Origin of the sequence: Mesorhizobium sp. M7A.F.Ca.CA.001.04.2.1 (assembly GCF_003998485.1) — a bacterium.
In the GTDB taxonomy this organism is placed as follows: Bacteria; Pseudomonadota; Alphaproteobacteria; order Rhizobiales; family Rhizobiaceae; genus Mesorhizobium; species Mesorhizobium ciceri.
Genome location: NZ_RZQT01000150.1, coordinates 1 through 13,247, shown reverse-complemented (window position 1 = coordinate 13,247; position 13,247 = coordinate 1). Strand labels below are relative to the sequence as shown.

The 13,247-nt window shown below is 59.3% G+C and carries 12 protein-coding genes and 2 pseudogenes; 4 read left to right on the top strand and 10 right to left on the bottom strand.

The window, feature by feature from the left end; genetic code table 11:
- The 5 genes and pseudogenes from EN955_RS29855 to EN955_RS29835 form a co-directional block, all read right to left on the bottom strand.
- Nucleotides 1–374 (bottom strand): annotated as a pseudogene (locus EN955_RS29855) (cytochrome c oxidase subunit II); the annotation flags it as partial.
- A 14-nt stretch (nucleotides 375–388) separates the two neighbouring features.
- Nucleotides 389–922 carry a c-type cytochrome gene (locus tag EN955_RS29850; RefSeq protein ID WP_024504615.1) on the bottom strand — a complete coding sequence of 178 codons (534 nt, stop codon included), beginning with the start codon at nucleotides 920–922 and terminating at the stop codon, nucleotides 389–391.
- Nucleotides 919–1,788, bottom strand: coding sequence for a substrate-binding domain-containing protein (locus EN955_RS29845; protein WP_024504614.1), 870 nt, complete (start codon nucleotides 1,786–1,788; stop codon nucleotides 919–921). Before EN955_RS29845 ends, EN955_RS29850 begins: the two co-directional genes overlap by 4 nt.
- On the bottom strand, nucleotides 1,769–3,649 hold the full coding sequence (locus EN955_RS29840; protein ID WP_024504613.1) for a methanol/ethanol family PQQ-dependent dehydrogenase: 1,881 nt from the start codon (nucleotides 3,647–3,649) through the stop codon (nucleotides 1,769–1,771). Before EN955_RS29840 ends, EN955_RS29845 begins: the two co-directional genes overlap by 20 nt.
- On the bottom strand, nucleotides 3,646–4,350 hold the full coding sequence (locus tag EN955_RS29835) for a heme-binding protein (RefSeq protein ID WP_013525145.1): 705 nt from the start codon (nucleotides 4,348–4,350) through the stop codon (nucleotides 3,646–3,648). Before EN955_RS29835 ends, EN955_RS29840 begins: the two co-directional genes overlap by 4 nt.
- A gap of 565 nt (nucleotides 4,351–4,915) precedes the next feature.
- Between EN955_RS29835 and EN955_RS35925 the strand changes: the two genes are divergently transcribed.
- Both EN955_RS35925 and EN955_RS29825 read left to right on the top strand, forming a co-directional pair.
- A complete protein-coding gene (locus tag EN955_RS35925; RefSeq protein WP_275955479.1) occupies nucleotides 4,916–5,119 on the top strand; it encodes a hypothetical protein in 204 nt (67 codons plus the stop codon).
- Nucleotides 5,073–5,378 (top strand): hypothetical protein, encoded by a 306-nt coding sequence (locus tag EN955_RS29825; protein WP_024504611.1) that lies wholly within the window; start codon nucleotides 5,073–5,075, stop codon nucleotides 5,376–5,378. The genes EN955_RS35925 and EN955_RS29825 overlap by 47 nt, the downstream gene beginning before the upstream one ends.
- A 605-nt stretch (nucleotides 5,379–5,983) precedes the next feature.
- Here the strand turns inward: EN955_RS29825 and EN955_RS29820 are convergent.
- The 3 genes from EN955_RS29820 to EN955_RS29805 all read right to left on the bottom strand — a co-directional run bounded on the left by EN955_RS29820 (nucleotide 5,984) and on the right by EN955_RS29805 (nucleotide 11,081).
- Nucleotides 5,984–6,496 (bottom strand): ferritin-like domain-containing protein, encoded by a 513-nt coding sequence (locus EN955_RS29820; RefSeq protein ID WP_024504610.1) that lies wholly within the window; start codon nucleotides 6,494–6,496, stop codon nucleotides 5,984–5,986.
- A gap of 327 nt (nucleotides 6,497–6,823) precedes the next feature.
- Entirely contained in the window at nucleotides 6,824–8,296 is a 1,473-nt protein-coding gene (locus tag EN955_RS29815) for a protein adenylyltransferase SelO (RefSeq protein WP_024504609.1), read from the bottom strand.
- A gap of 955 nt (nucleotides 8,297–9,251) precedes the next feature.
- Nucleotides 9,252–11,081 carry a hypothetical protein gene (locus EN955_RS29805; protein ID WP_127223504.1) on the bottom strand — a complete coding sequence of 610 codons (1,830 nt, stop codon included), beginning with the start codon at nucleotides 11,079–11,081 and terminating at the stop codon, nucleotides 9,252–9,254.
- A gap of 20 nt (nucleotides 11,082–11,101) precedes the next feature.
- Here EN955_RS29805 and EN955_RS29800 point away from each other — a divergent pair, with 20 nt between their 5' ends.
- Complete coding sequence (locus EN955_RS29800; RefSeq protein ID WP_032899471.1) at nucleotides 11,102–11,419, top strand: hypothetical protein; 318 nt, start codon at nucleotides 11,102–11,104, stop codon at nucleotides 11,417–11,419.
- Nucleotides 11,420–11,490: 71 nt separating this feature from the next.
- On the opposite strand, the gene EN955_RS29795 is transcribed toward EN955_RS29800, so the two are convergent.
- Both EN955_RS29795 and EN955_RS29790 read right to left on the bottom strand, forming a co-directional pair.
- Nucleotides 11,491–11,886, bottom strand: a complete 396-nt coding sequence (locus EN955_RS29795; protein ID WP_024504606.1) for a response regulator — start codon at nucleotides 11,884–11,886, stop codon at nucleotides 11,491–11,493.
- 109 nt (nucleotides 11,887–11,995) lie between these two features.
- A complete protein-coding gene (locus EN955_RS29790; RefSeq protein ID WP_245265376.1) occupies nucleotides 11,996–12,244 on the bottom strand; it encodes a hypothetical protein in 249 nt (82 codons plus the stop codon).
- 465 nt (nucleotides 12,245–12,709) lie between these two features.
- Between EN955_RS29790 and EN955_RS29785 the strand changes: the two are divergent.
- Nucleotides 12,710–13,247 (top strand): annotated as a pseudogene (locus tag EN955_RS29785) (DNA ligase); the annotation flags it as partial.

The following is a 13,247-nucleotide window of genomic DNA, read 5'->3' as shown; positions in this document are numbered from 1 at the left end:
CACCACTGGTGCCCGGTCACCCTGATTGTCAGCGCAGCCTCCGAGCCGATCGCAGCCAGCGTCCTGTTGGCGAAAAAGCTTAGCAGCGTCAGTCCGATCAGGATGATGGTGGTCACTCCGACGGCGGACACGACCACGCGCATCTTGCCGCGTTCGGCCGCTTCGTCGAGTAGGAGGGGTTCATCGCCGGAACGCGATCGCATGACCAGCGGTGCTGCGAGAGCGATCATCACCAGCGCCCAAACAACCGCGCAAAGCGCGGTAAAGAACCAGATGAGCCAGGCCAGCTCGCCGGCTGCGGGGCCCTTCGGGTCAAGCGCCGACTGCCAGCCTGCGCATCCCTGCAGAAACAGGACACAGAAGGCGAAGGCCATCGAGGCCGGGCGCTTCACGGTGATTTGCCCAGTGTCGCGGCATCCGGCAGGCGGTTTTCCGAGGGATGCACCATCATATCGTCATTGCGTTGCGGCGCGGCGGAAGACGGCGCGTTGCCGCCCAGTGCGCGCACGAAGGCCGCCAGCTCCCATATCTGGTCGTCGGGTATCTTCTGGCCGAAGCTTGGCATCCCGTTGGGCCTGCCGTCGCGGATCGTGGCGTGGATGCTTTCCATCGAGCTGCCGTAGATCCACTTCTCGTCCATGAGCGCCGGACCCATGCCGCCACCGCCATTGGCATGGCAGCCCGAGCAGTTGAACCAGCCGAACAGGCGTTTGCCCTCGCTCATGTGGAAGGCGTTGGCCTCGAAGCTCGCCGCTTTGTTGTCGGTGGGGGAGGGTCGCTGTCCGCCCGGCTCCAACGTGGTCACAGGCGTCGGCTGCTCACCTGAGCCGAGCGCCGATTGCGGTCGCGTGTCGCGCTCCTCGCGCTGGCAGGCGACCAGGGCCAGTGTCAAGGGCAGCAACATCGCCAGAGCGCGACTCATAGGGCCGGTCTCCCGGCCATGTCCAGACGCGGTACGCCGTATCGCGCCAGAACCGCGTCGATCTCGGCCTTGTGTCGGGCAAGCGCGCTATTCACATCGCCACGCAGCGCATCGTCCTCGCGTCGAACACCCATTGAGATGTCGTACATCAGCGGCAGTTGCGGTCCATCGATGCGAGGCGTGACCGGCGTGATCCGGAGCGGCACCTTTTGCCTCTGCGCGAAATAGCCGGCGAGCGGACCCCAGACCACGGCAAGGTCGATCTCGCCGTTCGCGACAGCTTCGACGATGCGCGCCGGCGGGTTGGGAGCAGAGTAGTCGCCATAGACGGGGTAGCCGATGAGGTGCCCGACAATGCCGCGGCGGCCAAGCGCCTGGACAGGCGGCGAGTTGGCGCCATCGTCGCCGATGAGCTGAACACCGATGCGCAATTCTTGCAACCGCGGGTCGTTGAAGGACGTCACGTCCGGGCCGTCCTGGCGGGTCACGAAGACATAGGACGAACGGTAGTAAGGCGTGGTGGTGCGCAGCATTTCGAGATTGGCAGGCGTGCCGGGCACGAGATCGCAAAGGCCTGCCTTCAGCGTGTTGCGGATGAAGCCACGGCGCTGCGCCCACCAGGTATACGTCAGCTTGGCGCCAAGATCAGTGGCGACAATTTCCGCGATCCTGTTCTCGAAGCCTTGACCGGCCGCATTGGAAAACGGCATGTTGTTCGGGTCGGCGCACACTCTCAATTCACGTGCGTTGGCAACAGCCGGAAAGAGCAACAAGGCGAGCCCGGCCATGCCGATCGCCACCCGTTGGAACGCCTTTCGCGCCGGACGTACGGTCAAGTTCAATCCATCAAGGCAGCCGGAACACATAAAGCGTGCCTCCCGCCGTGGTAGCGTTCTTCAGATCCTTCATCGCGTTGACGAAGCCAAGTGCCGCGGTGGCATCGCGTGGGTCTAAGTCGCCCGAAACGATGGCGCCGGCCCAGCCACCGACGCCTGACAGAATTGCGACATACTGGTGCCCATCGGGGCCGCGATAGGTTATTGGCTGGCCGATGATGCCGGACGATGTCTTGAACTGCCAAAGCAGATCGCCGGTCCTGGCGCTGACCGCCTTGAACCAGCCTTCCATGGTCCCGTAAAAGACGACATCGCCGGCAGTGACGACGGTGCCGCTCCATACCGGAAAGTTCTCCTTCAGGACCCAGGCCGGCTTGGCGGCGGCAACATCCCAGGCGGTAAAAGCACCACGATTGCCGCCCGGCCCGGGGATCATGCGTACGTTCATGCCGACATAGGGCGTGCCTGCGATGTAGTTTACCTCGACGCCTTCTTCATCCATGCAGAGATTGTTGTGGGGGATGTAGAGCAGGCCGGTCCTCGGCGAAAACGCCGATGGCTGCCAGTCCTTGAGGCCGGATGCCGTCGGACAAATGTCTCGGACCACCTTGCCGGTGCCGGTTCTCTTGTCAGGGTTTGCAATCAGGCGGCCGGTCTTCAGATCGACGCCTTTGCTGGAATTGACCGGGCCATAGGCTGTGGCCGATAGCACCTCTCCAGTGGTCCGATCGAGGATATAGAGGTAGCCGTTGCGTTCCGGTCGGACAAGGACCTTGCGCGGCTTGCCTTGCCAGGTCATGTCCAGAAGGATCTGCTCGTTGATGCCGTCATAGTCATGGAGGTCATGCGGGCTCCACTGATAGAACCACTTCGCCGCTCCGGTATCGGCGTCACGCGCGAAAATACCGGACGTCCATTTGTTGTCGCCTGGCCGCAAATCCGGATTCCACGGTCCTGGATTGCCTGTGCCGTGGAAGATCAGGTTCAAGTCCGGATCGTAGGAGATCCAGCCCCACATATTGCCGCCGCCGATCTTCCAGGCTTCCGGTGGCCATGTCGTCACGCCAAGGTCTGTGCCCCTGTCCATGTCGTAGTGGGGCTTGAAGTCCGGGCCGATCAGCACATCCTTGTCGGGTCCAGTGCCATAAGCCGTCCAGACAACATGCCCGTCTCCGGCATCCAGCGCCTTGACCCAGCCGCGGACGCCCATTTCGCCGCCGGAATTGCCGACCAGAACTTTGCCCTTCACCACCAGCGGAGCCATGGTGATGGTCTCGCCGATATTGATGTTGCCGACATGAGTGTTCCAGATCGGCTTGCCCGTATTGGCATCGAGCGCGATCGTGTGGCCGTCCAGCGTGTTGAAGAAGATGCGTCCGTTGGCGAAGGCCGCTCCGCGGTTGACGACATCGCAGCAGGCCACTCCTTGTGCCGCCGGCTCGGGGTTGGGCTCGTTCTTCCACTTCATCGGCGCGCCGGGCCTGGAAAGGTCGAGCGCGTAGACGATGTTGGGAAAGGGCGTGACGATGTACATGTTGTTGCCGACGACCAGCGGCGCTGCTTCCTGGCCCTTGTTTACGCCGGTCGAGAAGGTGAAGGCGACCTGCAGGTTCTTGACGTTGCCTTCGTTGATCTCGCTGAGTTCGCTGAAGCGGGTCGACGCGTAGTTCTTGGCCGGCATTGTCCATTGCCCGTCATCGGGTGGCGCCGCGGCGGCGGGCGGCGCGATAGCCGCCGCCGATGCGGGCTCCGAGGCACCGCTCAGAAACAGGCCGCATGCCAGCAGCATCACCGAGAGTATGCCCGTGCGAAAGGAATTCTCGGTCGCCAATGCGCGGGCGCCTTGTCCTGCGTCAACGCGCGCTGGTGGCGGGTGCAGCATGCCTTTCATTTGTGGATCGAGCCTCCCACGCCGGCGCCGAGCTCCGCCGCGATGTCAGCCTCGGTGCCGGCACAAAGCGGATGGCCCCAGCCCGAGGCGCTTTTGCCGCCGGGATCGACATCGTAGACGATGGCGTCCTTGCGATTGGGATTGACCCCGGCGGGAACCTTGTCGAGGCCAAGCGCCGCGCGAACACGCCAGGCGACATTGTGATCGGCGCATGAGGAATCTCCTGAGACCCCGAGGCCTCCGACGATGCTCTTGCCGTCATAGAGGGCAAGCCCGCCGCCAAACACGACGACGCCTCCGATTGGCTTGCCGACGAGAGGATCGCTGGCACTTCCAAACGTTTTGGGATCGCCCGCGTAGGCTGCGGCCTGGTTGACCGGGTTGGTCTCCTGCAAGCCGAAAAGCGGCCCGCCCGGCTGCGTCCCCGCGTAGAGATTGGCCGTCGATAGGGCCATTTGCGCCAGGCTGAGCCCATTGGCTGTATTGGCCTTCTCCGCCGCGACGAGGCGACTGCCTGGCCATTGCGAATCGGCGGTGGGACCGCTGAAAGCGATCGCGCACACCGCGCCGTCTCGAGCAACGACAGCGGCCCATTCGTTGGTCTCAAAGCCTCCGTTGGCAGGTCCGCCGCTTGCTTTCACATTGGCCTTGAGTGCGGCGAGCAGCTTATCGTGGTCGGCCGGGCAGGGCGCCTGTGCCATGGCTTGGCCCTGTGGGAACAGGCCACTCGTCAACAACACCAGACCAAAGGCTGATAGCAAACGCCGACAGCGATACATTGTCCTGCCCATTCGTTCGAGCATCAAAGAACCCCGGAGCATTCTGGCAGCCTGGAAAATGCGAAAATGAGTCCGTGGTCCAATGCCGTCGCTATTTAACTTGGGCGATGCAGCTATGTTCCTGCTTTTGCAAAAAATTGCGCAGCCGCGTGCGCCGATGCAAGGTTGCCGTCTGTCCGTGTCGCCGGCGCAATATCCGCGGCCGAGATCGTGGTACCTACTGTCATACGTGCATTGTGATGCAAACGACACCCGGCGAGAAGGAATAAACGTAGCCAAAACAGTCAGTTGACGGGCTGACTGATCCCTGCCCATTGTGCCGGCACCTATGAACGTTGCGCCAGCATTGCCAAGGCAACCTGTCGGCCCTTGGCAATGGGAGAAAACCTGCATGTCTTGAGGACTCGGGCACGCCTTTGCTTGGTCGAGGCTCGCCTACATCCAACCAGACGCCTCCAACTGCGGCGGTGTCACGGGCTGGCTGCGGGTGGCAGCACTTTCACGCAAGGCCAGGATTCCCATCTGGAGTCACGGAATGCAGGAACTTCCTGTCAGCCTGGTTCACATTTGCGCCTTTGCCCGCAGCGTCAGCCGATGGAACATGATGCCGGTCGCCGCCGTTGGAAGAGCTTGGAGGCGGCCGCATGCACCTTGTCCAGATCCTGCTTCCTCGTTCCGACAACGCGGGTGAGCCCTTCGCCAAGGAAGACTTCGATCGTGTGAAGGACGAACTCGCCAATACGTTCAAAGGTGTCACCGCGTATTTTCGGACGCCCGCGGAAGGGGTATGGAGGGAGGGAAAAGAGTCCGACATGGACGAGATTGTCATCTTCGAGGTGATGACGGAAGAAGTCGATCTGCCCGATTGGCGAAGGCGCCGAGCGGAGTTGGAGCGCCGTTTCCGGCAGGACGAGATCATCATCCGCTACCTACCGATGGCATTGGTCTAAAGGTCCAGGCGCCTCCGGGATTGGGTTTTGCCACCCTCCTTCCCGAGCTGAACTGCATTCGAAATCTGGAATGGCCTATTAGAGGTTTAATTACGATCCTTTGGACCTGCGTAATTCATTCAGTGGGTCTTCTGTAGGGCATAATATTGCGCATCGGTCGAATTAGAGAGGAAGGAAATATAACATACGTTCCATCAACCATTTAGAGTTTGTCGATGTTTGTACTGATGACACTGTTATTTTACTGGTTGCAAGCCTTGCGAGTCGACCTGACGGGGTCAGTCTGGACAGGACCGAACCGCCTGCTTCAAAGGGTTGACCGGAAATGGGCGCATTGTTGGCTGTCCAGTGACTACGCTCCTACGGCGTCGGTCATTTTTCTTTTGCTGCCGCCGATCGGTTCTGGCCGGTCGGCGCCGTTGTCTTCGCGTCTTTCGAATGCGCTGCTATTGCAGGACCCGCGCCAGTCGACTTGCGCATATCGCCGTTGCCAGCGGGGCCGGGCTTCTTGCCGAGTAGTCTTGAAACGAGCGTACCTAGATATCCCATTGATACCTCCCGTGAGATTCGCGTAGCGACGGGCCAGTCTTCACCTGGTGGGGCTACTACACGTTTTCGGCAGCCATGTTGACAGCCGATTCAGCGAGTTGTGTCAGCGCCTCGTCGGTCGCCTTTTCCTCTCCAACGGTTAAATTGAGGAGCGAAACAGCTTCATCCAGCCCCAGTTCGGAGGCCCAGGTCTTCAGTGTGCCATAGCGTGAGATTTCGTAGTGCTCCACAGCCTGGGCCGCAGCCAGCAGGCCGGCGTCCAGGGCAGGTGTGCCCTTATATTCCTCCATGATCTCGGCACCTTCATCGGTGATGCCCACAATAGCCGCACACGTCTTTCCCTGCGGCTTCTTGCCGATCACTTCGAAAACCTGTTCGAGCCGGGCAACGTGTTCTTTCGTTTCCTCGCGGTGCTTTTCGAACGCCGCCTTCAAATCTGGGCTTTGAGCGGCCTTTGCCATTTTCGGCAGCGTCGCAACGATCTTCTTTTCGGCGAAATAGATGTCCTTCAACGTGTCGTGGAAAAGTTCGTTCAGGCCCTTCGGTGATGCCTTCTTAGTGGGTGCCATCCTGTGTTCTCCCGTTCGCGCTCAAAAGCGAGGCGGAATAGCAACTCGATGCAGGGCAACTGGTTCCGGAGAGCGTTCTCTGATTGCAGTGAAATTGAACGCCACCATTTATTCAGGACAGCCATGACGCTCAAGACCTGTCTCCCAGCACCCGCCGCCCGACGCTCAGGTAGGCCTGGCTGCAACGGGGGAAGCATCGGCACGGGTGATCGACAAGCTTCCGTGAGTCCATAATCGTCATAGATCAGACGCTTCCGACTACTCACGACGGTAGCTTGCGAAGGGTCTTCCGCATTTGCACATGTTAACCGGCCATCATTCAATGTCTCATGTGCCGCAGAATGTCTTTAAGACGCGTTCATCCGGGCGTGGCGGGTCAGCATAGCGTTCCATTTCCGGCTGCTCATCGAAGGGCCGGCTGATGACCCTCAGAATCTCCTCGAAAGGTGTGAAGTCCCCGCCCAGCGCCGCCTGGATCATAGCCTCGATGCGATGGTTGCGAGGGATGAATTTGGGATTGACGGCATGCATGACCGCCCGGCGCGCGGCCGTGTCGGCAGCATCGCTTGCGATGCGCTGGCGCCAGCGCGCCGACCAAATATCGAATGCGCCTGGATCCTCAAACAACTGCCGCGCCCCGCCCTGATCGTCCGGGGCGGCGAGGTCGTCGCCCAGACGCCGGAAGGCGAGCGTAAAGTCGGCTTCGCTGCGAGCTAACACATCCAGAAAATCAGCCGCGAGCTGCAAGTCGCCTTCCGCCTCGGTCAGCAATCCGAGTTTTCTGCGGAAGCCGCGCTGCAACACAGTCTCATATGAGGACTGGAAAGACCCAAGCACCTCTTCGGCTTGAGAGACGGCTTCACTCTCGTCCGTGCTCATGAGCGGCAGCAGAGTCTCGGCAAAGCGTGCAAGATTCCATGTCGCCACATGAGGCTGGTTGGCATAGGCATAGCGGCCGACACGGTCGATCGAACTGAACACCGCGCTCGGGTCATAGGCGTCCACGAAGGCGCATGGGCCATAGTCGATCGTCTCGCCCGAGATCGTCATGTTGTCGGTGTTCATGACGCCATGGATGAAGCCGACCAGCATCCAGCGCGCCACCAGATCGGCCTGTGCAGCGACAACGGCCTCAAGCAAAGCGCGGTACGGCCGCGCTTGCCCGACCAGCTGCGGGAAATGGCGTTCAATGGCATAGTCGGCGAGGATCTTGAGGCCTCCGGTATCGTGGCGCGCAGCGAAATATTGGAAGGTGCCTATCCGGATATGGCTGGCCGCCACTCTTGTAAGGACAGCGCCGGGCAGCCGGACCTCGCGATAGACCGGGTCCCCGGTGAGCACAGCCGCCAAGGCTCGAGTCGTCGGAATGCCCAGCGCGGCCATTGCTTCGCTGACGACATACTCGCGCAGAACCGGGCCGACGGCTGCGCGGCCGTCGCCATTGCGCGAGAACCGCGTCGGTCCCGATCCCTTCAACTGGATGTCACGGCGAATGTCGTTAACGTCCACCACCTCGCCAAGCAGCAGAGCGCGCCCGTCGCCGAGCTGAGGCACGAAGTTTCCGAACTGGTGACCTGCATAGGCCAGGGCGATTGCCTGCAAGCCTTCCGGAAATCTATGGCCAGAGAGCATATCCAATCCATCCGGGCTGGTAAGCTGGTCGGCATCGAGCCCGAGTTCCTCCGCAAGTGGCCGGTTGAATCGGATCAGCCGGGGTTCGGACACCGGCTTCGGATCCGTGTGCGCGAAGAAGCGCTCGGGCAATTGCGCATAGCTGTTGTTGAGGGCGAGAAGCCGCATCTGAATGCCCTGAGTTTATTCGGCGGTCGCAGGTGCCGTCATGACAATCTGGCTCTGACGGGAAGGACCCAACAGCTCCCGTCTCGAGGAGGCTGTCTTCACTTGTCATATAGGACACAATCTCGCTGGTACCATTCGGATCCATCAGGCCGGCACCGGATAATCTTTGAACTACCCGCCTACGTCGCGTTTCGGGGCTACCGTGCGACGAAAGGCGACAGGCAAGCTGACCCCTTCTGCTGTCTCGACCACAGAAGGCCTTGTGGATCCATTGTCCATGACGACGATCTTGTCGGTCACCCTCATGGCCGTACTAGGCCGCAGGCGAAGGAAAAACTGTCGAGACTACGTTGCAGCTGGGGCACCTCCCGAATGGCGCGGACGTCAGGTTTATAATGATGCCCCGACGGTACGCTGGCCGCAACCCATACGCTCGCCGGGCGGATCCGTACGGGCATGTCATCAGCGAGATCAAAGAAGATACGGTCGCGTTCCCGCGTTTTTGATCCAAGCGATCGCGCGCCATTGGACACAATCACCCTAAAGGGGTCCTTTAATGCCATCCTTGGCGTCATAGCCGCTACGTTCGAGGAGAGCATGGCGGGCCCGAACCGAAGCCTTCCCTGGTGGAAGCCCTCATTGTCCCCAGCGCCGTTCAATCTGCTTGGGTTTCCTAGAAGCTTTTCGAACTTTCTGTCTTGCGGCTCCCGTCGAGATGCGGGCTCTTCTGGAGGAGGTCGGGGTGTTTTGGATCCGCTGTGGTGCAACCTTGATCCAAGCATTTATGGGGGTTCGAGTCGGTAGACCGCTACATCGCAAGGCCCACTATTGAGGGGGCGCTCTTTTGCTATCGTCGGCAAGCGTGACAGGGAATCGGGATCGAGCGTCACGGCGCTCGTCGAGGCTGGCATCCAGCTATATATCAATTGCCCTAAACCATTAAATATTGAGTCATTTATTCGTCGACATCACTGAATATCGACCGGTCCTGAGAAGGGCTGAAACGAATCTGCTGGGGTGCAGGCGGTACTGGTGTACTCGGTGAACGATCAGACATCTCTCTCCACCTCCAATCATCTTCGTCACGCTCCCTCTCTTCTTCTTCCTTCTTGCGAACGAGAGCGTCAACATTGGAGGATATCAATTTTGTCATCTCGTTGATTTCAGGAAAACCTTCGATTTCGTCAGAATAAAAATTCGCAAGGTAATTGAGGGTGACTTCGATGTCCTCGAAGTTTTCCTGCGGAGTTAGCTCGGAATCGGGATTGTCGCCCGTGTTTTCGATCTTGGTCATCAAGGCCGGAATAACTTCAGCCTTTATACGCTTGCTGAGCTTGACCAGAGCTAGTGGGCTGAGCAGCGCCAGGATATCTTCTCGGTCGAGGAAGGAAGCATCGCTTTCATGGATGAGATCCCTTTCAATCCGTCCACCCATCTCAATCCGCAGTTCTGCCGGAAGAATGCCGAAGGAGGCCGCGCGAGAATAGACGTTTATCTTCGGGTCATATGCAATCTCCCGACTCGCCCGGGCTATTCGCGAGAGTATTGCAGGATCTTTTTGCAGGACTTGGCGGAATACGTCGTCCGACGCTCTCTCCCACAAAAAATGGAAAAGAAGACGATTTATTCGGCTGCCGTCGTCCGGCGTCTCGACAAGGCGGTCCACCAATAGCGCATTCAAAGATCTGGGTATGATGACCGCATCTGGAATGCGCTCGACGCCGTCGCAAAGTACGTCCGATAATATGGTCTCCACGCCAACGCCACGAATGAACAACTCTCGCATTCCCTCAGCGTCTCGGAGAATCGCGGCCAGGGCATCGGACAAGGTTGGATGTTTGAAATTCCAATCGCGCCTTGTGCCATCCGCTACTTCAACAAGAAACGACTCCCTTAGTTCGTTAAGAGAGTCTGCGAGCGTTTCCCGAGACACGTCGTAGAAGCGGACCACAATTTCCTGGATTTCTGGAAGTGGACCGCTCACTGGCATTCTGCCCCGGTGCAAGAACACTAGCGTCAACGCCGATCTGTGTACCTTTGACAATTCACCAACCGTCTGAAGCAGAAAGGCCCGGTTCTCGCGTACAAATTTCAACAGAGAATCGAGAGATGCCGTTACATTTGCGGTGTATGCCCGGTCGCCTAATTGGCGCGCTATCTCTGGCGTGAATGTGGCCTCCTTTGACAGAACATCAAGGAATTTCTTTACCGTCAATTTCCACTGCTTTGACTGATTTCCGCATTTCACGTGATTGTACAATATTTGCCTACGCTCAAGCTCACTGAGGCGACCGACTTCGACTATCGCCGTGCTGTCACGAAAAAAAGGATGGTTTCGGGTACCCAATTTCGGCTTGGCGGCTTCGTAGATATGGCGACGTGATGTGAGAACGAAAGAATTTCCAGCAGCGGTAGCGGCCTGCAATTTCGGCATGATCGCAATCCAGTGATCGACGAAGTCCTCCCTTAGCTGGTTGGGGCCAAATGCGTCGTCAATCCAATAGAACCCACCGCCTTCTTCTGGATTCCAATTGTCCAGCAACTGTTTGGGTCCTTCGGCTTTGTAGCAGACATGGTTTGGGCTGTCGGCCGCGATCGTCGATAGAACTGCAGCGATCGTCGATTTGCCTGTTGCGGGATTACCTACAAGCATAACGATCTTATGCTTAGAGAGCACGCGAACCGCTCTTACATGCGGCTCAGTGGGGACGTAGGCGCGTAATGACGATGCCATATGTCCCAGAAGAGATTTCGTCTGTGCCGCACGACGCTCATCGAGGATCATCGAGAGATCACCTTGCTTCCGTGATTGCCATCGCCTGCGCCGCAGCCGCGGTCGCGCCTGCGGATGCACACTTCGGTTCTGGCATCGGCTTTTTTGGTCCGTTCGGCGGCTTCAGCCCGTTCGGCGGCGGCCCGTTTTACGGCGGTGGCCCCTTCTACGGCAGAGGTCCGTTTTACGACTATAGCGGCCGCTACTACGGCCCCCGCTATCCTGGCTACGTGGCCCGCTACCCGCATCGCTACTATTTCCGGCATCGTCACCATTGCCGCGTGAAGTGGGTTAGGCACTGGCACCATCACCACCGGGTGCTGGAACGCGTTCAGGTTTGCCGGTACTGACAAGCCGGATTGGCCTACCGCCCGTCTTTGGCCTTGGCATAAGCATTCGCCTGCCCCATGCCCGAATGCTTCTAAGCCACCTCGTCCCCCGGTCGGGTCGGATGCTGTCGATTTAGCAGGATAGACAAGGCCGTGATGATCTGAGGTATCGCAAACGGCTTGCTGATCATTATGCTTTCCGGAACGCCTTCAGCACTCCAATAGGGCGCGCCATCGCCGCTGATGTAAATCACGGGGATGGCGGGGTTCACTCCCCGAAGATCTCTGGCCAACTGCCACCCGTTTTTACCAGGACCAAGTCGAATATCCGTAATCAAGCTGCTAACCGGCGCTTCGTCAAACGCCTTTATAGCCGCTTCGGCTGTTGTCACCCCGATAACCCGGAAACCAGCCTCTTCCAAAGCCGTCTCAAGGTCCAGCAGGATTAGTGGCTCGTCTTCAACGACCAGAACCGGGATTTCGTCCATTCCCCACTTAGCACAGCCCCTGTTGCAGGCGCAACTTCACTTTAGCCACAGCTAATAAACGAGCAGAAGCATACGCCTGTGCTTAGGGCACTGGAAGCAGGTGGCTTGGTCAGCGCCCGTCCTTAGCCATGGCGTAAGGATTCGAAACGCCCATGCCGGAATGCTTCGTCGGGTCGAGCGTGTAGCTGAAACCGACGCTTCGCTGTTCGCAATTCGAGCAGCGCATCTTAGGCGCGAGATCAGCGGCCATCGCTGGCGCATCAGCGCCGCACCGCTCGCGCAGCGCCTCCAGGTCGAGCGTGCGGGAATGATTGCAGCGGGCGCAATGCGCCGTCACCCGCATGCCGCTTTCGATCAATGAACCAAACGTCCATCCCATGGCGTGAACGTAGCAAGAGCGGGAGCGGCGATCAACGATATCTCAAAGTGGCCGGCGCCCTTTGGCGGGGTGCTTCGGAGATGGACGCCGGCCTGGCGGGCGGGGTTGGCACGCCACAGGATGGTGGTCGACACGGTCAGATACCAAGCGACGGTGACAGAACCGTGCCGACCAATCTGGGCACGAGGGTGGGCCTAGTGCCCAAACTTTACGCTACTCGCAAAACGACAGCGCAGCAATTAAACCTCATGGACTAGTTCGCGCAGTACGATCTTCGAACAGCCGGAACTATTCTTATTGGCACAGTGGCGGTCGATTCTCAGGATGTAGCCGCCCTAATTGCGACCCGTCGTGCTTGGCCAACGCGTCGGGTTCTGCGCGTGTCATCCCTTTGCAACCATTTTAGCTTAATCTAATTTAACCTCGGTCAGTCCGAGTTCGCGTATGTTGAAGTTCATCCGGCCAATGTTCCCCACGCTTGTCGAGGTGCCGCCGACAGGGGACAACTGGATTCACGAAATCAAGTACGATGGCTACCGGACGCAAATCATAATCGAGGACGGCACGGCCCGAGCGATCACCCGAAGGGGCTACGACTGGTCATCGACGTACAAGACGATAGTCGAGGTGGCGGCAACCCTTTCCCCCAAGTCGGCAATCCTCGACGGCGAGGCAATCGTCCTCAACGGGAAGGGCGTGTCGGATTTCCATTCGCTGCGGTCCGCGATGCGATGGGCGCCGGATCGGATTATCTTCGTCGCCTTCGATCTACTGCACCTGGACGGGGTCAACCTGCGCCCAGCACCTCTGCTGGAACGTCGGGAAAAGCTGCTCGAACTCGTCGGGACTGCCAAAGGCGTGATCCAGTACAGTCACCATGTGCATGGCGGCGGGGCCGACTTCTACGCCGCGGTTGATCGCATGGGCCTGGAGGGCATGGTGTCGAAGCGGCCTGACAGCGTTTATCGGTCAGGCGACACCG

Excerpts from the sequence above, each read along its gene's own strand:
- EN955_RS29850 (WP_024504615.1), bottom strand. The coding sequence starts at position 922 with ATGAGTCGCGCTCTGGCGATGTTGCTGCCCTTGACACTGGCCCTGGTC.
- EN955_RS29845 (WP_024504614.1), bottom strand. The coding sequence starts at position 1,788 with ATGTGTTCCGGCTGCCTTGATGGATTGAACTTGACCGTACGTCCGGCG.
- EN955_RS29840 (WP_024504613.1), bottom strand. The coding sequence starts at position 3,649 with ATGAAAGGCATGCTGCACCCGCCACCAGCGCGCGTTGACGCAGGACAA.
- EN955_RS29835 (WP_013525145.1), bottom strand. The coding sequence starts at position 4,350 with ATGGCACAGGCGCCCTGCCCGGCCGACCACGATAAGCTGCTCGCCGCA.
- EN955_RS29825 (WP_024504611.1), top strand. The coding sequence starts at position 5,073 with ATGCACCTTGTCCAGATCCTGCTTCCTCGTTCCGACAACGCGGGTGAG.
- EN955_RS29820 (WP_024504610.1), bottom strand. The coding sequence starts at position 6,496 with ATGGCACCCACTAAGAAGGCATCACCGAAGGGCCTGAACGAACTTTTC.
- EN955_RS29815 (WP_024504609.1), bottom strand. The coding sequence starts at position 8,296 with ATGCGGCTTCTCGCCCTCAACAACAGCTATGCGCAATTGCCCGAGCGC.
- EN955_RS29805 (WP_127223504.1), bottom strand. The coding sequence starts at position 11,081 with ATGATCCTCGATGAGCGTCGTGCGGCACAGACGAAATCTCTTCTGGGA.
- EN955_RS29795 (WP_024504606.1), bottom strand. The coding sequence starts at position 11,886 with ATGGACGAAATCCCGGTTCTGGTCGTTGAAGACGAGCCACTAATCCTG.